Here is a 17,839-nt window from a genome sequence, read left to right as displayed (position 1 = left end):
CCATGATGGGACCGGAACGCGACATCCTCGGGAGGCGGCGTGGGCGGCAACGGTGACAAGATCCTCCACCGGACCGGCGGCAAGTACGTCGAGCCGGGCGGCGAGTTCACCCGGGACCAGCGGTACATCGCCACCCGGATCACCGCGGACGGGTCGAGCGGCTGGCCGGTGGAGCCGGGCCGTTACCGGCTGGCCGTCAGCCGGGCCTGCCCGTGGGCGAACCGGCTGATCATCGTCCGGCGGCTGCTCGGGCTGGAGGACGCCATCTCGATGGCGGTGGCCGGGCCCACGCACGACAAGCGCAGCTGGACCTTCGACCTCGACCCGGGCGGCCGGGACCCGGTGCTCGGCATCGAGCGGCTGGCCGACGCCTACTTCGCGCGCTTCCCCGGCTATGAGCGGGGCATCACCGTGCCGGCCCTGGTGGACGTGCCGACCGGGCAGGTGGTCACCAACGACTACGCGCAGATGAGCCTGGACCTGTCGACGGAGTGGACCGCCCACCACCGGCCGGGCGCGCCGGAGCTCTACCCGGAGCGGCTGCGCGGCGAGATCGACGAGGTCAACGCGGTGGTCTTCGCGGACGTGAACAACGGCGTCTACCGGTGCGGTTTCGCCGGCAGCCAGGGGGCGTACGAGAAGGCGTACCACCGGCTCTTCGACCGGCTGGACTGGCTGACCGAGCGGCTGGCCGGGCAGCGCTACCTGGTCGGCGACACGATCACCGAGGCGGACGTCCGGCTGTTCACCACGCTGGTCCGCTTCGACCCGGTCTACCACGGCCACTTCAAGTGCAACCGGCAGAAGCTGACCGAGATGCCGGTGCTCTGGGCGTACGCGCGGGACCTGTTCCAGACGCCGGGCTTCGGCGACACCGTCGACTTCGACCACATCAAGCGGCACTACTACGAGGTGCACCGGGACATCAACCCGACCGGGGTGGTGCCGCTCGGCCCGGACCTGGCGAACTGGCTCACCCCGCACGGGCGGGAGCAGCTCGGCGGCCGCCCGTTCGGCGACGGCACGCCGCCGCTGCCGGCGCCGCCGGACGAGCGGGTCGACCCGGACCACACCCCGCTGCGCGACGCGGCCTGAACCCGCCCGTCCTCAGAGGGCCAGTCGGACGGCGGCGGTCAGCACGAGCTGGGCCAGGGCCAGCGGGACGAGCACCAGCCAGCACAGGCGCTGGAGCTGGTCCTCGCGCAGCCGCGGGTAGCTCACCCGGAGCCAGATGATCACGAACGCGACGGCGAACACCTTGAGCAGCGTCCAGAGCCAGCCGAGCTGGGCGTCGGCGAACGGGCCCTGCCAGCCGCCGAGGAAGAGCACCGTGGTCAGCGCGGCGATCACCACGATGCCCACGTACTCGGCGAGCAGGAAGAACGCGAAGCGCAGGCCGGTGTATTCGGTCATGTAGCCGAAGACCAGCTCGGAGTCGGCTACCGGCATGTCGAACGGGGGTCGGCGGATCTCGGCCAGCCCGGCCACGAAGAAGATCACCATGGCCGGCGCCTGCCAGAGCAGCCACCAGGGGTGCCACGCCTCCACGATGCCGGGCAGGCTGAGCGTGCCGGCCGCCATCGCCACCGAGGCGGCGGCCAGCACCAGCGGCAACTCGTAGCCGAGCAGCTGGGCTGCCCCGCGCAGCCCGCCGAGGAGGCTGTACTTGTTCGCCGAGGCCCAGGCCGACATGAGCACCGCCAGCACCCCGATGCCCACCACGGCCAGCACGAAGAACAGGCCGATGTCCAGCGGCTGCCCGACCAGGTCGCCCGGACCGAGCGGGATGACCAGCAGGGCAAGCAGGTAGGGCACCAGGGCCACGGCCGGGGCCAGCCGGAACACCGGCCGGTCCGCCTCGCGCGGGGTGACGTCCTCCTTCTGCACGAACTTGATGCCGTCGGCGACGAGCTGCGCCCAGCCGTGGAAGCCGCCCGCGTACATCGGGCCGAGCCGGCCCTGCATGTGGGCCATCACCTTGTGCTCGGCCTGGCCCACGATCAGCGGCAGGGTGAGGAACGCGACCAGCACGCCCGCCACCCGGAGGACCAGCTCCAACCAGTCCGGCATCAGCCCTCCCCCTCCTCGGCGTCGGCGCCCGACGCCGGCCGGCCCGGGCCGGGCGGTCCCTCACCCGCCGGCTCCTGCCGCGCGGGACCGGCCGGCCGCTCGCCGGGCACCGGACGCCCGAGCGGACCCGGCTCCTCCGGCGGAGGGGCGGGCTCCCGGCGGGCCGGACCGGTCGGCCGGCTCGCGGCGGGGCGTTCGTCGGTGGCCGGACGCGCCGGACGCTCACCCGGCTCCGGACGCGCGGGACGGGTCGGACGCTCGCCCGGGGCGGGGCGTGCCGGGCGTTCCCGGGCGGGGCGGGCCGGCGTACCCCCGCGGGGCCCCTCGCCCACCCCGGCCGCGCCGGCCGGCGTGGGCGTCGTCCCCCACTCCCCCGGTGCCGGCACGCCCGGAGGCCGGATCGGCCGGCGGCCGCCCCCGGCCTCCGACTCGCCGGGTTCCTTGGCGCCCGGCCACGGCTTGGCGACCCGGGAGGCGAGCACGAACTCCTTGCGCAGCGGGTGGCCCTCGAACTCCGGCGGCAGCAGCAGCGGCCGCAGCTCGCCGTGCCCGTCGAAGCCGATGCCGAACATCTCGTGGGTCTCCCGCTCGTGCCACGCCGCGCCGGGGAAGACGTCGACCACGGAGGCAACGACGGGCGTCTCCCGGGGCACCCTGGTGCGCAGCAGCAGCCCGTGCCGGTGCCGGATCGACCAGAGGTGCGCCACCACGTCGAAGCCGTCGGCCAGTTCGTCGACCGCCGACAGCCAGTCGAAGAAGTCGCAGTCCAGCTCGGCGTCGTCGCGCGCCGCGCGCACCGCGTCGCGCCAGCTCGCCGGGGGTACGTCGACGGTGGCGCGCGCGTACCCCTGACCGCCGGAGACCGACGTGGTGGCCTCCACGGGCGCGAGCAGCGCGACCGCCCGCCGGCCGACCTCTTCCGGAGTCATGCCGCTGATCCTAGGGCCGGCGGCCGGGAGGCGTGTCGGGCCGTCCACGCTCCCCCGGGCCGGATCCGCCGCTTTGCCGGGCGCTCGGGCCCCCGGAGGGGAAGGATGAACATGTGCGCGCTGTCACTGTGGCTCCCGGAGTTCCGAACTCGCTGCGCCTCGACGACGACTGGCCCGAGCCGGCCGCGGAGGAGGGCGCGATCCTGGTCGAGGCCGTCGCGGTCGGCATCTGCGGCACCGACCAGGAGATCATCGCGGGCGAGTACGGCGAGGCCCCGCCCGGCCAGGATCGGCTGGTGCTCGGGCACGAGTCGCTCGGCCGGGTGCTGGAGGACCCGACGGGCACCCTCCAGCCCGGCGACCTCGTGGCGGGGATCGTCCGGCGCCCCGACCCGGTGCCCTGCCCGAACTGTGCCGTCGGCGAGTGGGACATGTGCCGCAACGGCCGCTACACCGAGCACGGGATCAAGGGGCTGCCCGGCTTCGCCCGGGACCGCTGGCGGGTGCAGCCGAGGTTCGCCGTGCGCCTGGACCCGGCGCTCGCCCCGGTCGGGATGCTGCTGGAGCCGACCAGCGTGCTGGCGAAGGCGTGGGACCACATCGAGCGGATCGGCAGCCGGGCCATCTGGCAGCCGCAGAACGTGCTGGTCACCGGGGCCGGCCCGATCGGGCTGCTGGCCGCCCTGCTGGGCATCCAGCGCGGGCTGTCGGTGCACGTGCTGGACCGGAACAAGACCGGACCCAAGCCGGAGCTGGTCCGTGCGCTCGGCGCGACCTACCACACCTCGACGGTGGCGGAGCTGGACTTCGCGCCGGACGTGGTGGTGGAGTGCACCGGCGCCCCGGTGGTGGTGCTGGACGCGATGACCAAGGCCGGGACGAACGGCATCGTCTGCCTGACCGGGGTGTCCAGCGGCGGCCGGACCATCGAACTCGACGCGGGGGCGCTCAACCGGGAGCTGGTGCTGGAGAACAACGTGGTGTTCGGCTCGGTGAACGCCAACCGGCGGCACTGGGAGCTGGCGGCGGAGGCGCTCGCCCGCGCCGATCAGTCCTGGCTGAACTCGCTGGTCACCCGCCGGGTGCCGGTCTCCTCGTACGCCGACGCCTACACCTCGACGGGCGAGGACATCAAGGTGGTGCTCGACTTCGAGCAGTGAGGCGGGCCCGGAGCGCGGGCTCCGGCGCCCCGTGCCTCAGATGCCGGGGAGCCGGCCGTTGCGGAACAGGTCCACGAAGAGCTGGTGGTCCTCGCGGGCCCGGATGCCGTAGGTGTGCGCGAAGTCGATCAGGTAGTCGACGAAACCCTCCGCGTCGGCCTCCACGACGGCGACGATCGCCTCCTCGGTGGAGTAGTCCACCAGGTCGTGGCTGGACTCGTCGTCGGCCACCGAGTGCATCCGGGCCACCGCCCGGCCCAGGTCGGTGAGCACCCCGGCGAGTTCCTCGGGCTCGTTGACGTCGGCCCAGTCGAGGTCGGCCGCGTACGGGGAGACCTCGGCGACGAGCTGGCCGGACCCGTCCAGCTCGGTGAAGCCCAGCCACGGGTCGGCGTGCGCCTGCAACGCCCGCTGCGACTCGGCGGTCCGGTGCCCCTGGTGCCGGAAGTACGAGCGGACCCGCTCGTCCTCGATGTGCCGCGCCACCGCCGGCACCTGCGCCTGCTTAATGTAGATGACGACGTCGTTCTCCAGCGCCTGGGTGTGCCCCTCCAGCAGCAGGTTGTACGACGGCAGCCCGGCCGAGCCGATGCCCACCCCCTTGCGCAGCACCACGTCCTTGATGTTTGCGGCGACCGGGCGGAGCCGGGCGGTGGCCTCCGGCAGGGTGCCCAGGTAGTCCTCGAACGCGGCGCTGACCTGCTCCCGGGTCGCGGCGTCGACCTCGAAGACCCCGTCGCCGAGGGAGAACCGGCGCTCGTAGTTGTCGATGGTGGTCTGCGTGGCGAGCAGGTCGACCCGGGTGTTCAGCCGGGCCTGCTGGAGCACCCGACGCAGCACCCCGTCGGCGTTCTCCAGGGTGATCGAGCCGATCGCGTCGTCCCCGCCCGCCGCGATGGCCCGCAGCTCGGCCAGGTACGACCGGGCGAAGCCGGCCACCAGCTCCCCGATCACCCGGTCGGAGAGCGCCTTGGCGTAGCCGAGCAGGGCCACGCTGGCGGCCAAGCGCTTCAGGTCCCAGGAGAACGGCCCGACGTACGCCTCGTCGAAGTCGTTGACGTTGAACACGAGCTGCCCGGAGGCGTTCATGTAGGTGCCGAAGTTCTCGGCGTGCAGGTCGCCGTGGATCCACACCCGGCTGGTCCGGTCATCGAGGAACCGGTCGCTGGCGAAGTCGCCGCGCTGGTCGGCGTAGAAGAGCGAGGCGCTGCCCCGGTAGAAGGCGAACGGGGAGGCGGCCATCTTGCGGAACTTGCGGCGGAACGCCGCCGGGTCGATCGCCATCGACGCCCCGAACTCCTCGGTGAGCACGTCGACGATGAAGGCGGAACGCTTGTCCGCTGACTGGGTCATGATCGCAGGCTAGCCCCGCGCCGCCACCTCGCGGCTCAGCCGGCCGGGGGACGTACGGGGGGCGCGGTGAGGGATTCCACCGGCCGCGGGGTGCTCTCCGCGGGCCGGGGGTCGACCGGCGGGGCGAGCGGATCCGGGCGCGGCACGCCGCCGACGCCGGACTGCTCGGCGGCGATCTTCTCCTGGAGGCGGAGGATGCCGTGCAGCAGCGCCTCGGGGCGGGGCGGGCAGCCGGGTACGTAGACGTCGACCGGGATGAGCTGGTCGACACCCTTGGTCACCGAGTAGGAGTCCCAGTAGGGTCCGCCGCAGTTCGAGCAGGCGCCGAACGAGATCACATACTTCGGTTCGGGCATCTGGTCGTAGAGCCGCTTGACGGCCGGGGCCATCTTGTCGGTGACCGTGCCGGAGACCACCATGAGGTCGGCCTGGCGGGGGCCGTGGGCGAACGGGATCACGCCGAGCCGCATGAAGTCGTGCCGGCCCATGCTGGTGGCGATGAACTCGATGGCACAGCAGGCCAGCCCGAAGTTGAACACCCAGAGCGAGTAGCGGCGGCCCCAGTTCAGCACGAACCGGATCGGCTCACCGAGCACGGCCGGCACCTGCACCTCGGGCCTCCCTCCCTCGCCTGTCTCCGGGTTGACAGTCAACCACAGCGCCGGAGCGGGCAACCGGCGCAACCTGCGGCGGCGTCGGGGCGTGTGACGGGCGTGACCGCGCCGGCGGCACCCGCACGGGGAGGACCAGATGACGGTGACGAGGGAGATGCGGCTCGACGAGCCGCCACCCGAGGAGACAGCGGGGCGCCCGGACGGGCGCGAGGCGGTCGACTTCGACGGCCTCTACCATGCGCACTTCCGGTCGCTGACGCTCCAGCTCGCCGCCTACTGCGGTGACCTGTCGCAGGCGCAGGACCTGGTGCAGGAGGCGTTCTGCCGCGCGTTCGCCCGCTGGTCGCGGGTGTCCCGCTACGACGACCCGGTGGCCTGGGTACGCCGGGTCGCTGCGCCCTGGACGGCCTGCCCGCCGGGAAGCGGAAGACCGACACCTTCACGTTCCGCTACGAGCCGCCGGAGGTCGACGGGCCGCCGGCCCTGCGGGTCGTCCACTACGACCGGCAGGAGCGGTGGTGGGGCGACCTGAAGTGGAAGGACAACCAGGTCGAGCTGCATCCGACCGGCTGAGGACGCGGTGACGGACCCGGCGCATCCGCGCCGGGTCCGTCACCGCGCTACCAGGTCGGCCGTTGCAGCAGCCCGACGAACTCCACGAGCAGCCGCTCGCGCAGCCGGACCGGGGCCGCGTCGAGCAGGGTGTTGACCGCCGCCATCCGGTCCGGCGCCGACCCGGCGTCGAGCCCCAGGCCGGCGGCGATCCCGGCGATCAGGTCGGGGGTGAGCGCCTCCGGGGTGAGGCTGCCGGCCAGCGCCAGCAGCTCCGGCGGCAGCACGACCGGCCCGGCCGCCCGGGCCGCCGCCGCGGCCTCGGCCAGCGCCGGGCCGAACTCGGCCACCCGTGGGGCCACCGCCGCGGTCACCGTGAGGTGCACGCTGGCCGGCAGGCCGGCGTACGCGAGCTGCGGCTGGGTGTGCCAGCCCCGGGCGGTCAGCTCGTCCACCAGCACGAACAGGTCCAGCCCCGGGTCGCCGGCGGTGAAGCAGACCACCGTGGACTCCGGCTCGGCCATCAGCCGCAGCCCGTCGACCGCGCGGACCGCGTCGGCCAGCCCGGCGACCGCGTCCCGGGTCAGCGCGGCCAGCCGCAGGTAGCCGTCCTCGCCGAGGTGCCGCAGGGTGGCGTACGCGGCGGCGATCGGCCCGCCCGACCGGGTCGAGGCGATCACCGGGTTGACCATCGTGTAGCCGGGCCAGTCGGCGTACGCGAAGAACTGCGGCGCGCGCAGCCCCGGGTCCCGGTGCAGCAGCACCGACACGCCCTTCGGGGCGTACGCGTACTTGTGCAGGTCGACCGAGATCGAGGTGACCCCGGGCACGGCGAAGTCGAACGCCGGTACCGGGGCGCCGAGCCGGCGCAGCCACGGCAGCGTCCAACCGCCGAAGCAGGCGTCCACGTGGCAGCGCACGCCGGCCGCGGCCGCCACGGCCGCGATCTCCGCCACCGGGTCGACGACGCCGTGCGCGTACGACGGGGCGGAGGCGACGACCAGCACGGTCTCCGGCCGGATCGCGGCGGCCACGTCGGCGACGGCCGGCCGGAGGGTCAGCGGGTCGACGGGCACCGGGTCGAGGGCCACCCGCAGGTAGTGGGCCGCCTTGGCGAAGGCGGCGTGCCCGCTCACCGGCACCACGATGCGCGGCTCGGCGAGGTCGGGCCGGGCGTCCCGGGCCGCCTTGACGGCCAGGATGAGCGACTCGGTGCCGCCGCTGGTGACGCTGCCGACCACGTCCGGCGCGGACGTGCCGGGGCCGCCGCCGAGCAGCCGGGCGGCCGCACCGACCACCGCGTTCTCCATGGCCAGCAGGGACGGGAAGGCGGTCGGGTCGAGGCCGTTGACGTGGGCGCTCTCGGCGTGCGCGGCCTGCGCCAGCTCGTCCAGCCCGGCCACTCCCGGGTCGTAGACGTAGGCGAACAGCCGCCCGCCGTGCGTCGGGCGGTCGGCCGCCCGCAGGGCCCGGATCTCGTCGAGCACCCGCGCCGCGGGCACCCCCTCGACGGGCAGCGCGCCCGTCCCTGCCGTGTCGGTCATGGCGCTCGGGTTGTTCCTCTCGTGACGGTCGGGCCGGGCGGACGGACTCGCGTGCCTCAGGCCCGCGCCGCCGGGGCGACCCCGCCGGGCGCGGGCGCGGCGGCCAGCTGGGCCGGGGTCAGGGTGTAGCCGCGCAGCAGCACCACGGGGGCGGCGACCAGCAGGGCCGGCAGGACGGTGAAGCCGAGCAGCACGCCGAGCCGGGCGGTCGCCGACTGGTCCGCCGCGACCCCGGTGGACGAGGAGACGTAGCCGGAGAGCTGGAGGACCAGCCCGTAGATGCCGGGGCCGAGGGCCAGGCCGAAGGTCTCCCCCGCGGTCCACAGCCCGGTGAACACGCCGGCCTGCCGGCGGCCGGTGCGGGCGGTGTCGTAGGCGATGCAGTCCGGCAGCATGGCCAGCGCGAAGACCTGCTGGCCGGCGTAGCCGACGCCGATGAGGGCGACCACGGCGTAGACCCCGGCGGGCGGGAGCGCGGGGGCGGCGACCAGGGCCAGCGCGCCGGCCGCGAAGATCAGCGAGGCGGCGACCAGCGCGGCGCGCTTGCCCAGCCGGGCGCCGGCCCGGGTCCACAGCGGCATGACCAGCAGCGCCGGGCCGACGAAGCAGGCGAAAAGCAGGGTCGGCCCGCTGTCGGGGGCGCGGAGCACCTGGTCGGCGAAGTACTTCACCCCGGCCAGCACGGTCGCCACCCCGGCGGACTGGATCACGAAGCAGACCAGCAGCACCCGGAACGGCCGGTTCCGGCCGGCGACCGCGAGCTGGGCGCGCAGGCTCGGCTCGCTCTCCCCCACCGTGCCGCTCGGCGCGGATCGGGTGCCGAGGAACGCGCCGACCGTGCCGGCCACGATCAGCGCGGCCACGAACAGCCCCATCCAGCGGTGCCCGGGCAGGCCGTCGCCGCCGGCGGTCACCACGGCCGGGGCCACCGCGCCGGAGACCAGGATGGCCAGCGCCAGCACCGCGATCCGCCAGCTCATCAGCCGGGTACGCTCCGCCGGGTCGTCGGTCAACTCGGCGGGCATGGCCACGTAGGGCACCTGGAAGAACGCGAACGCGGTCGCGGTGGCCAGGAACGCGACGGCCACGTACGTCCCGGCGGCCGGGCCGGACCCGAACGGCGCCGCGAAGATCGAGGCGAAGAGCACGGCCAGCGCGAGCCCGCCGCCGAGCAGCCAGGGCCGGCGCGCGCCCCAGCGGGACCGGGTCCGGTCGGAGATCCGCCCGGCGACCGGGTTGACCAGCACGTCCCACGCCTTCGGCAGGAGCACCAGCAGGGCCGCCACCCCGGCGGCGACACCCAGCGTGTCGGTGAGGTACGGCAGCAGGAGCAGCCCGGGCACCGTGCCGAACGCGCCGGTGACCAGGGAGCCCAGCGCGTATCCGGCGTGCACCCGGCGAGGCAGGCTCCCGCCCGTTCCTGTCATGGAGCCGAATGCTACTCACGTTATGTCGGCGGTCACATCCCCTCGTCGGGCGACCACGCCGCCGTCATGTCGACCCCCGACGGGCGCAGGGGGCAGCCCTCGGCACGCAGCCGGGCCCGCGCCTCCACCTCGTGCCCCGGTGGCAGCCGGCCGGCCGAGTTCACCACCCGGTGCCACGGCACCCCGCCACCGTGGCGGGCCATGATCGAACCGACCAGCCGGGCCGACGCCCGCCCCGACCGCTCGGCGAGGGCGTCGGCCACCGCCCCGTACGACATCACCCGGCCCGGCGGGATCCGCTCGACCAGGTCCAGCACCGCCTCGACGTACTCGTCAGGTGTCACGGGCTGCCACGATATGGGAACGCGCCGAGGTGCGGCGGACCGCAGCGCGCAGAATGGTCCGGTGCGCGAAGCAGTCACCTCGGCCCGCCGGATCGTCGTCAAGATCGGCTCGTCCTCGCTGACCACCCCGGCCGGCGGCCTGGACGACGCCCGGGTCGACGCGCTGGTCGACACGCTCGGCGCGCTGGCCGCCGCGGGGCGCGAGGTCGTGCTGGTGTCCTCCGGCGCGATCGCCGCCGGCCTGGCCCCGCTCGGGCTGCCCCGGCGCCCCCGCGACCTGGCCACCCAGCAGGCCGCCGCCAGCGTCGGGCAGGGCCTGCTCATCGGCCGGTACGCGGCGGCCTTCGCCCGGCACCGGCTCACCGTCGGGCAGGTGCTGCTCACCGTCGACGACGTGACCCGGCGGGCGCACTACCGCAACGCGTACCGGACCCTGCGCAAGCTGCTCGACCTGCGGGCCGTGCCGATCGTCAACGAGAACGACACGGTCGCCACCGAGGAGATCCGGTTCGGCGACAACGACCGGCTCGCCGCGCTGGTCGCCGCCCTGGTCGACGCCGACCTGCTGGTGCTGCTGTCGGACGTCGACGCGCTCTGGACCGGCGACCCGACCCGCTCCGGCAGCACCCGGATCACCGAGGTGCACGGCGAGGGCGACCTGGCCGGCATCGACATCGGCGGCGCGGGCCGGGCCGGGGTGGGCACCGGCGGCATGGTCACCAAGGTCGAGGCGGCCCGGATCGCCACCGGTTTCGGGGTTCCCGTGGTGCTCACCGCCGCGCCGCTGGCCGGGCCGGCGCTGGCCGGCGAGCCGGTCGGCACCTTCTTCCACCCGAGCAGCCGGCGCCCGGCCGCCCGGCTCTTCTGGCTGGCGCACGCCACCGCGCCGCGCGGCCGGCTGCACCTCGACCCGGGCGCCGTGCAGGCCGTGGTCGGGCGGCGCAAGTCCCTGCTCCCGGCCGGGATCACCGCGGTCGACGGCGCGTTCACCGCCGGGGACCCGGTGGACCTGGTCGACACCGAGGGCGCGCCGGTCGCCCGTGGGCTGGTCAACTACGACGCGGTCGAGCTGCCCGGTCTGCTCGGCCGCTCCACCTCGGAACTCGCCGCGGCGCTCGGCCCGGCGTACGAACGGGAGGTCGTCCACCGCGACGACCTCGTCCTGCTGTAAGCAGGGGCCCCCTGCTAACGCCTCGCGTTGTACAGGGGCCCCTCCTAACACCTCAAGGAGTGCGCAATGAGTGTGGTTGAGCAGGCCCGCCGGGCTCGGGGCGCCGCGGAGGCCCTGGCCGTTGCCACCCGGACGGTCAAGGACGCGGCGCTGCACGCGATGGCCGACGCGCTGGTGGCGCGTACCCCCGAGATCCTGACCGCGAACGCGGCGGACCTGGCGGCCGGGCGGGAGGCCGGGCTGAGCGCGGCCGTGCTGGACCGGCTGGCCCTCGACGAGGCCCGGGTGGCCGCCATCGCCGACGCGCTGCGGCAGATGGCCGCGCTGCCCGACCCGGTCGGTGAGGTGGTCCGCGGCGCGACCCTGCCCAACGGGCTGGAGCTGCGGCAGGTCCGGGTGCCGTTCGGGGTGGTCGGCATCGTCTACGAGGGCCGTCCCAACGTGACCGTCGACGCGGCCGGGATCTGCCTGAAGTCCGGCAACGCGGCCCTCCTGCGCGGCTCCTCCTCGGCGGCGCACTCCAACGCCGCCCTGGTCGCGGTGCTCCGCGACGCGGTCGCCGGTGCCGGCCTGCCGGCCGACGCGGTGCAGCTCCTCGATGCCAGCACCCGCGACTCGGTCAAGGAGCTGATGCGCGCCCGCGGCCTGGTCGACGTGCTGATCCCGCGCGGCGGCGCGTCGCTCATCCGGACCGTGGTCGAGGAGTCGACCGTGCCGGTGATCGAGACCGGGGTGGGCAACTGCCACGTCTACGTCGACGCCGCCGCCGACCTGGCCAAGGCCGTAGCGGTCACCCTGAACTCCAAGACGCAGCGCCTGTCCACCTGCAACACGGCTGAGTCCCTGCTGGTGCACGCGGGCGTCGCGGACGCCTTCCTGCCGGCCGTGCTGGCCGCCTTCGCCGACGCCGGGGTGACCGTGCACGGCGACGCGCGGGTGGCGGCCTACTCGGACGCCGTGGTGCCGGCCACCGACGAGGACTTCGACACCGAATACCTCTCCGCCGACATCTCGGTCGCCGTGGTCGACTCGCTGGAGGCGGCGGTCGCGCACATCCGGCGGCACGGCACCGGCCACACCGAGGCGATCGTCACCGACTCCCAGCCGGCGGCCCGCGAGTTCGTGGCCCGGGTGGACGCGGCGGCCGTGATGGTGAACGCCTCCACCCGGTTCACCGACGGTGGCGAGTTCGGCTTCGGCGCCGAGATCGGCATCTCCACGCAGAAGCTGCACGCCCGCGGCCCGATGGGGCTGCCCGAGCTGACCAGCACCAAGTACGTCGTCACGGGCGACGGCCACCTGCGCTGAGCGGGCCGGCTCAGGCGGTCGGCGCGGCCGGGGCTCAGGCGGTCGGCGCGGCCGGCTCGGGTGGCGCCGCCTCCGGTGGCGGAGCGGACGGCGGGGCCGGCCTCGGCAACGGGACGGCGGGCGGCAGGACCAGGTCGGACACCGGCGCCGGGCGGGGCGCGGGCACCAGCGGCGGCGCGGCCGGCTGCGGCCCGACGAACGGCGCGCCGGAGACCGGGGCCTCCGGGGCGGTCTGGCGGCAGGCCCGGATCGCCCGCAGCGTGGTGTGCACGTCGAACTGATGGCCGTCGTCGCTGTCCCAGCCGCCGTCGCTGCGCTGCGTCTCGGCCAGCCGCCGCCGGGCCGAGACGAGCAGCCACTGCTCCTCGCCCACGTCGACCCGCCGCAGCGTGGCGGCCAGCCAGGCCACGTCGGCCGGGGACATCTGCGGGATGCGCTCGGCCAGCACCGCCTGGATGCGGGCGGACTCGTAGTAGAGCTGCTGGCGGTGCAGCACGGCCGCGGCGAGCCAGCCGGCCGGGAGGAAGGACGGCCAGCTGCCGTCCGGTGCGAGCTGCCCGGCGAGCGCCTGGGCCGCGGCCTGCACGACCCCGGCGTACGCCCCGCCGACCCGGTGGTCGAGCGGCCCGGCGGCGCGGGCGTCCAGCCCGGCCACGGTGAGCCAGAACCCGGCGTTGGCGGTGAGGAAGAGCCGGGCCTCCGGGTCGCCCGGGGTGGCCCACTCGGGGGCGAACCCGGCCAGCGACGGGTCCTCGTCCCAGCCGCCGTCGGCGAGCTGGCGGGCGGCCAGCCAGTCCAGGGCGTGCCGGGCGGCGGGGCGGCCCAGCGCCCCGAGGTCGTCCAGCTCGGCCAGGCGGTAGCAGGTGGCGTCGACCGAGGCGACCTCGCCGTCGAGCACGGCCGGCCAGCCGCCGCCGGGCGCCTGCCCGGACTCGGCCGCGTCGAGCAGGTCGGGCGGCACCGGGGCGCCGGTGCGCAGCCGCGAGAGGCGGGCGCGGTCCACCGCGTCGCCGTATGCCACGACGAAGCCGATCGCCGCGTCCAGATCCACCACGCCGGTCACGCTACCGGCGCAAACGTGGTTACGCCTCGGTAGCTCGGCCAGGGGTGGCCCGGCCCACCGGCGGTACGCGAAGGGCCCTCCCGGCACACCCGGGAGGGCCCTTCGACGAGCGCGACTCAGTACGCCGGCAGCGCCGGGTCGATCTGCTTGATCCAGGAGAGCACGCCGCCCTGGACGTGCACGGCGTCCTTGAAGCCGGCCGCCTTGAGCGCGGCGAGCGCCTCGGCCGAGCGGACACCGGACTTGCAGTGCAGCACGATCTGCTTGTCCTGCGGGAGCTTCGCCAGCGCCTCGCCCGAGATGATCTCGCCCTTGGGGATCAGGGTGGAGCCGGGGATCCGGACGATCTCGTACTCGGCCGGCTCGCGGACGTCGACCAGGAAGACGTCCTTGCCGGCGTCCTGCCACTCCTTCAGCTCCAGGGCGGTGATGGTCGAGTCGACCACCGCCTCCTGCGCCTCGTCGGAGACCGCGCCGCAGAAGTCCTCGTAGTCCTCCAGCAGGTCGGTGACCGTCGGGTTCTCGCCGCAGAGCACGCAGTTCGGGTCCTTGCGAACCTTGATCTTGCGGTAGCTCATCTCCAGGGCGTCGTAGACCATCAGCCGGCCGACCAGCGGCTCGCCGATGCCGGCGAGCAGCTTGATCGCCTCGTTGACCTGGATCGACCCGATGGACGCGCAGAGCACGCCCAGCACGCCGCCCTCGGCGCAGGACGGGACCATGCCGGGCGGCGGCGGCTCCGGGTAGAGGCAGCGGTAGCAGGGACCGTGCTCGGCCCAGAACACCGACGCCTGGCCGTCGAACCGGTAGATCGAACCCCAGACGTACGGCTTGCCGAGCAGCACCGCCGCGTCGTTGACCATGTAGCGGGTGGCGAAGTTGTCGGTGCCGTCGACGATCAGGTCGTAGCCGGAGAAGATCTCCCGGACGTTGTCCCGGTCCAGCGCGGTGTTGTGGATCTCCACGTTGACCAGCGGGTTGATCTCGCGGATCGAGGCGGCGGCGGACTCGGCCTTGGACCGGCCGACGTCGGACACGCCGTGGATGACCTGGCGCTGGAGGTTCGACTCGTCGACGGTGTCGAAGTCGATGATGCCGAGGGTGCCGACACCGGCGGCGGCGAGGTACAGCAGGGCCGGCGAGCCGAGCCCTCCCGCGCCCACGCACAGCACCCGGGCGTTCTTCAGCCGCTTCTGCCCCTCGACCCCGACGTCCGGGATGATCAGGTGGCGGGAGTAGCGACGGATCTCGTCTACGGTCAGCTCGGCGGCGGGCTCGACGAGCGGGGGCAACGACACGGTGGACTCCCCGGGATCGGCGGTGGGACCGCGCCATTGTCGCTCGCCCCGGTAGGGATCGGCCATGATGAGGGCCACGTAGCCCGACATGCGGGAGCGGGAATATCTCAGACCCCGTCGATCGGCTCGCCCTCGTAGCGGACCCCGTCGACGTACGGCCAGGCGTTCGCCACGCAGCCGTCCAGCCCGTACGTCTGCTGCTGCATCACCGGGGCCGGCGCGCCGGGCTCGGGGCAGGCCTGGTGCATCTCGCCGAACTCGTGCCCGACCTCGTGGTTCACCACGTAGGTCCGGTAGACCTCCAGCGGCGCCCCGTAGTCGGGCACCGCCTCCATCCAGCGGGCCAGGTTGATGACGACCCGGCCGGGCAGCCGGCAGGAGGTGTACCGCTGGGTGCTCAGCCCGCCCTCGGCGCACATCCACTCCGAGGTGGCCGGGGTGGCCAGGTAGATGGTGAAGTCGGCGGCGTCGGCCTCGGGCACCCGCTGCACCCGCAGCTCACCGGAGGCGATCCAGCTGCGCGGGTCGCCGAGCACCGCGTCCACGGTGGCGGCGAACTCGTCCACGTCCTGTCCGGCGTCCTGCTCGACCTCCACCCGGTAGCGGCGCAGTGGTCCGTCCTGACCGTGTACGGGTGAGCGGCCGTCGGCGGCGGCGAAGTTGCCGGGGCCGGCGGTGGGGTATCCGCTCGGCTCGGTCCCGGGCCCGTCGCCGGTGCCGTTGGCCAGGGACGGGTCGGCGGCGGACAGCGGGTGCCGGCCGGACAGGTGCACCGGCCCGTCCGGCCCGGACAGCCGGGTCACGCCGGCCACGCCGGCGCCCGCGGCGAGCAGCGCCACCAGGAGCAGCAGGGCGCGCCGCCGTCGGCGCCGCGCCCGGCGGAGGCCGGGCCGGGCCGGCGGGGTTGTTGCCGGGTGGGCCGGCGGGCGGTCGAAGTCCAGCCTCGGCGGGCGGGGATCGTCAGGCGGGTCGTAAGGGGACGACGACGTCATGTCCTCAGCGTGCCATGGCAATTCGGGCAATTAGCCCTTTTTACCGCTTCTCCCCCGGAATACTTCTCATCGCCACGATCAGGTCCTTCACACCGGCGGACCGGTGTACCGCTTCCCGCCCACGAACGGCCACGGGTTCGGCCGGCAGCCGTTCAGGAAGAGCGTCTGCTGCTGCATCACCGGCGCCGCCCGGCCCTTCCCGGGGCAGGCCTCGTGGTGGTGTCCCAACTGGTGACCGACCTCGTGGTTGATGACGTAGAGCCGGTAGGTGTCCAGCGGGAGCTTCGCCGCCACCAGGTGCGGCGCCGAGGTCCGCCACCGGTCCAGGTTGATCACCACCTTGCCGGTGACCCGGCAGGACGTGTACGGCACCCCGCCCACCCGGATGTCGATCCCCCCGGCACGGCAGAGGCGACCCGCGGTGTCGCGGGTGGCCAGGTAGATCGTGAAGTCCGACCGGCTGCCCGGCCCCACCCGCTGCAACCGCAGCCGGCCACTGTCCACCCAGCTCCCCGGCCCCGCCAGCGCCCGCTGCACCGCGTCACCGAAGGCGTGCGCGTCCTCACCGGAGCCGTTCTCCACCGCCACCCGGAACCGGCGCAGCACCCCGGCCCGGCCCAGCACCCCGCCGGCCCGGTCGTCGTAGCCGAAGCTCCCCCGGCCGTGCGCGGGCACCGCACCGGGCAGCCGCAGCACCGGCGTGCTCGCCACCGGATCCGGCGACGCCGACGGTGACGGTGGCGGTGGCGGCACGCTCGGGGGCGGCGCGCCGGTCGGCTGGGGCGGCAGGGCCGCCGCGCCGGCGTTGACGAGCGCCTCGGCCCCGACGGACGGGTGTTGCAGCGCGACACCGATGCCGACCGCGGCGGTGACGAGGAAGGCGCAGACCACGACCGCGGAACGCCAGCGGCCGGCGGGCGGGGCGGTGGGCCGCGCGGCACGCGGACGTACGGAGGTGGGCATCCGGCTCAGCCTGCCATGTCGCGGCGCCGCCCGCTCTCCTCCGTTTCGGTGATCAGTGCCCTGGCCTGCGCCTCCGTCCGCTCCCCACCCGGCGGCGATCCGTCGGGGGACGCCTCGGCGAGCAGCGCGAGCACCGCCCGCGCCACGGTCCGGGGCACCTCCAACTGGGCCACGTGCCCGACGCCGTCGAGCATCAGCAGGCGGCTGTCCGGGATCACGCGGGCGGCCTGCGGTGCCACCCGCACGTCGACCAGGCGGTCCTGCCGCCCGCCCACCACCAGCGTCGGCACCCGCACCGCCCCCGCCAGCCGCCACAGCGACCCGGACCCCGGCAGGTACGACCGCAGGAAGCTGGAGACCAGGCCCCGGAAGGTGCGGACGTAGGCGGCGGCGTAGTGGGCCGCCTCGTAACGGATCCGGATCTCCTCCACCGCCTCCTGCCGGCGCTGCTCGCCGATCCGGGTCAGGTCGGCGATGCACGCCTCCATCACCTGCTGGGCCATCACCTCGGGAGCGAGCTGGGCCAGCCGCCAGGCCGCCAGCCGCTCGCCCCGGGGGATCGCCAGCAGCGGCAGCATCCGCCCCTGCAACGAGCGGCGGAAGTCCAGGAACGGCAGGGCCGGGGAGATCAGGGTCAGCGTCCGGACCAGGTCCGGCCGCAGCGCCGCCACCCGGACGCAGACGGCGCCGCCGAGCGAGTTGCCGAACAGGTGCACCGGCCCCCGGTCGCTGTGCTCGATCCACCGGACCACGCGGTCGGCGAAGGACGGCACGGTGTAGCGGCGGCCCGGCTCGCTGCGCCCGAAACCCGGCAGGTCGATCGCCTGGCCGTGGAGCCGGTCGGCGAGCAGGCCGGCCAGGTCCGTCCAGTTCTGTGACGAGCCGCCGAGGCCGTGCACGTAGAGCGCCGGCGCCGCGCCGGACGCGGTGGCGGGGGTGTCCCGCACGTACGTCACCGTGCCGTCGAGACGGACGTGCCGGCCCGGCCAGGGCGGCGGGACGTGGTGCGCGGGCAGGAGCTGGTCCGGCCAGAGGGCGGCGGGCTTCATGG

14 protein-coding genes and 3 pseudogenes are annotated in these 17,839 nt (G+C 74.7%); 5 read left to right on the top strand and 12 right to left on the bottom strand.

Annotation, left to right across the window (positions count from 1 at the left end; all coding sequences use genetic code 11):
* Window positions 1–39 precede the first annotated feature (39 nt).
* A complete protein-coding gene (locus ABZS80_RS28655) occupies window positions 40–1,095 on the top strand; it encodes a glutathione S-transferase C-terminal domain-containing protein (protein WP_355060669.1) in 1,056 nt (351 codons plus the stop codon).
* 12 nt (window positions 1,096–1,107) lie between these two features.
* On the opposite strand, the gene nuoH is transcribed toward ABZS80_RS28655, so the two are convergent.
* Both nuoH and ABZS80_RS28645 read right to left on the bottom strand, forming a co-directional pair.
* A complete protein-coding gene (gene nuoH, locus ABZS80_RS28650) occupies window positions 1,108–2,070 on the bottom strand; it encodes an NADH-quinone oxidoreductase subunit NuoH (protein WP_355060667.1) in 963 nt (320 codons plus the stop codon).
* Between the two features lie 362 nt (window positions 2,071–2,432).
* Window positions 2,433–2,999, bottom strand: a pseudogene (locus tag ABZS80_RS28645) (NADH-quinone oxidoreductase subunit C); the annotation flags it as partial.
* Window positions 3,000–3,112: 113 nt separating this feature from the next.
* Between ABZS80_RS28645 and ABZS80_RS28640 the strand changes: the two are divergent.
* Window positions 3,113–4,159 (top strand): glucose 1-dehydrogenase, encoded by a 1,047-nt coding sequence (locus ABZS80_RS28640; protein ID WP_355060665.1) that lies wholly within the window; start codon window positions 3,113–3,115, stop codon window positions 4,157–4,159.
* Between the two features lie 36 nt (window positions 4,160–4,195).
* On the opposite strand, the gene ABZS80_RS28635 is transcribed toward ABZS80_RS28640, so the two are convergent.
* Both ABZS80_RS28635 and ABZS80_RS28630 read right to left on the bottom strand, forming a co-directional pair.
* The gene (locus tag ABZS80_RS28635) at window positions 4,196–5,512 is read right to left on the bottom strand and encodes a DUF2252 domain-containing protein (RefSeq protein WP_355060664.1); all 1,317 of its coding nucleotides are present in this window, start codon (window positions 5,510–5,512) and stop codon (window positions 4,196–4,198) included.
* Window positions 5,513–5,547: 35 nt separating this feature from the next.
* Window positions 5,548–6,123: an NADH-quinone oxidoreductase subunit B family protein gene (locus tag ABZS80_RS28630; protein ID WP_355060662.1), complete on the bottom strand. Its 576-nt coding sequence runs from the start codon at window positions 6,121–6,123 to the stop codon at window positions 5,548–5,550.
* A 139-nt stretch (window positions 6,124–6,262) separates the two neighbouring features.
* Between ABZS80_RS28630 and ABZS80_RS28625 the strand changes: the two are divergent.
* Window positions 6,263–6,520, top strand: a pseudogene (locus ABZS80_RS28625) (sigma factor); the annotation flags it as partial.
* Between the two features lie 226 nt (window positions 6,521–6,746).
* Here ABZS80_RS28625 and ABZS80_RS28620 read toward each other — a convergent pair.
* Genes ABZS80_RS28620 through ABZS80_RS28610 form a run of 3 tightly spaced genes read right to left on the bottom strand, consistent with a single transcriptional unit; the run spans window position 6,747 to window position 9,993 of the window.
* Window positions 6,747–8,222, bottom strand: coding sequence for an aminotransferase class V-fold PLP-dependent enzyme (locus ABZS80_RS28620; RefSeq protein WP_355060660.1), 1,476 nt, complete (start codon window positions 8,220–8,222; stop codon window positions 6,747–6,749).
* A 56-nt stretch (window positions 8,223–8,278) separates the two neighbouring features.
* Window positions 8,279–9,649: an MFS transporter gene (locus ABZS80_RS28615; protein ID WP_355060659.1), complete on the bottom strand. Its 1,371-nt coding sequence runs from the start codon at window positions 9,647–9,649 to the stop codon at window positions 8,279–8,281.
* A gap of 32 nt (window positions 9,650–9,681) precedes the next feature.
* Entirely contained in the window at window positions 9,682–9,993 is a 312-nt protein-coding gene (locus ABZS80_RS28610) for an MGMT family protein (protein ID WP_151465299.1), read from the bottom strand.
* A gap of 13 nt (window positions 9,994–10,006) precedes the next feature.
* Here ABZS80_RS28610 and proB point away from each other — a divergent pair, with 13 nt between their 5' ends.
* Both proB and ABZS80_RS28600 read left to right on the top strand, forming a co-directional pair.
* Window positions 10,007–11,164, top strand: coding sequence for a glutamate 5-kinase (proB, locus tag ABZS80_RS28605; protein ID WP_355060656.1), 1,158 nt, complete (start codon window positions 10,007–10,009; stop codon window positions 11,162–11,164).
* A gap of 66 nt (window positions 11,165–11,230) precedes the next feature.
* Window positions 11,231–12,472, top strand: a complete 1,242-nt coding sequence (locus tag ABZS80_RS28600; protein WP_355060654.1) for a glutamate-5-semialdehyde dehydrogenase — start codon at window positions 11,231–11,233, stop codon at window positions 12,470–12,472.
* Window positions 12,473–12,707: 235 nt separating this feature from the next.
* On the opposite strand, the pseudogene ABZS80_RS28595 reads toward ABZS80_RS28600, so the two are convergent.
* The 5 genes and pseudogenes from ABZS80_RS28595 to ABZS80_RS28575 all read right to left on the bottom strand — a co-directional run.
* Window positions 12,708–13,577 (bottom strand): annotated as a pseudogene (locus ABZS80_RS28595) (hypothetical protein); the annotation flags it as partial.
* Between the two features lie 74 nt (window positions 13,578–13,651).
* Window positions 13,652–14,899: an adenylyltransferase/sulfurtransferase MoeZ gene (gene moeZ, locus ABZS80_RS28590; protein WP_355060724.1), complete on the bottom strand. Its 1,248-nt coding sequence runs from the start codon at window positions 14,897–14,899 to the stop codon at window positions 13,652–13,654.
* Between the two features lie 41 nt (window positions 14,900–14,940).
* Window positions 14,941–15,825 (bottom strand): DUF3152 domain-containing protein, encoded by an 885-nt coding sequence (locus tag ABZS80_RS28585; protein ID WP_355060652.1) that lies wholly within the window; start codon window positions 15,823–15,825, stop codon window positions 14,941–14,943.
* A gap of 87 nt (window positions 15,826–15,912) precedes the next feature.
* Complete coding sequence (locus tag ABZS80_RS28580) at window positions 15,913–16,788, bottom strand: DUF3152 domain-containing protein (RefSeq protein WP_355060650.1); 876 nt, start codon at window positions 16,786–16,788, stop codon at window positions 15,913–15,915.
* Window positions 16,789–16,793: 5 nt separating this feature from the next.
* The gene (locus tag ABZS80_RS28575) at window positions 16,794–17,837 is read right to left on the bottom strand and encodes an alpha/beta hydrolase (protein ID WP_355060648.1); all 1,044 of its coding nucleotides are present in this window, start codon (window positions 17,835–17,837) and stop codon (window positions 16,794–16,796) included.
* Window positions 17,838–17,839 lie beyond the last annotated feature (2 nt).

This window comes from Micromonospora sp. NPDC005305, from assembly GCF_040607315.1.
Lineage (GTDB): Bacteria > Actinomycetota > Actinomycetes > Mycobacteriales > Micromonosporaceae > Micromonospora.
Note: the sequence above shows the minus strand (reverse complement) of the source record. Positions and strands in the feature narration are given on the sequence as shown.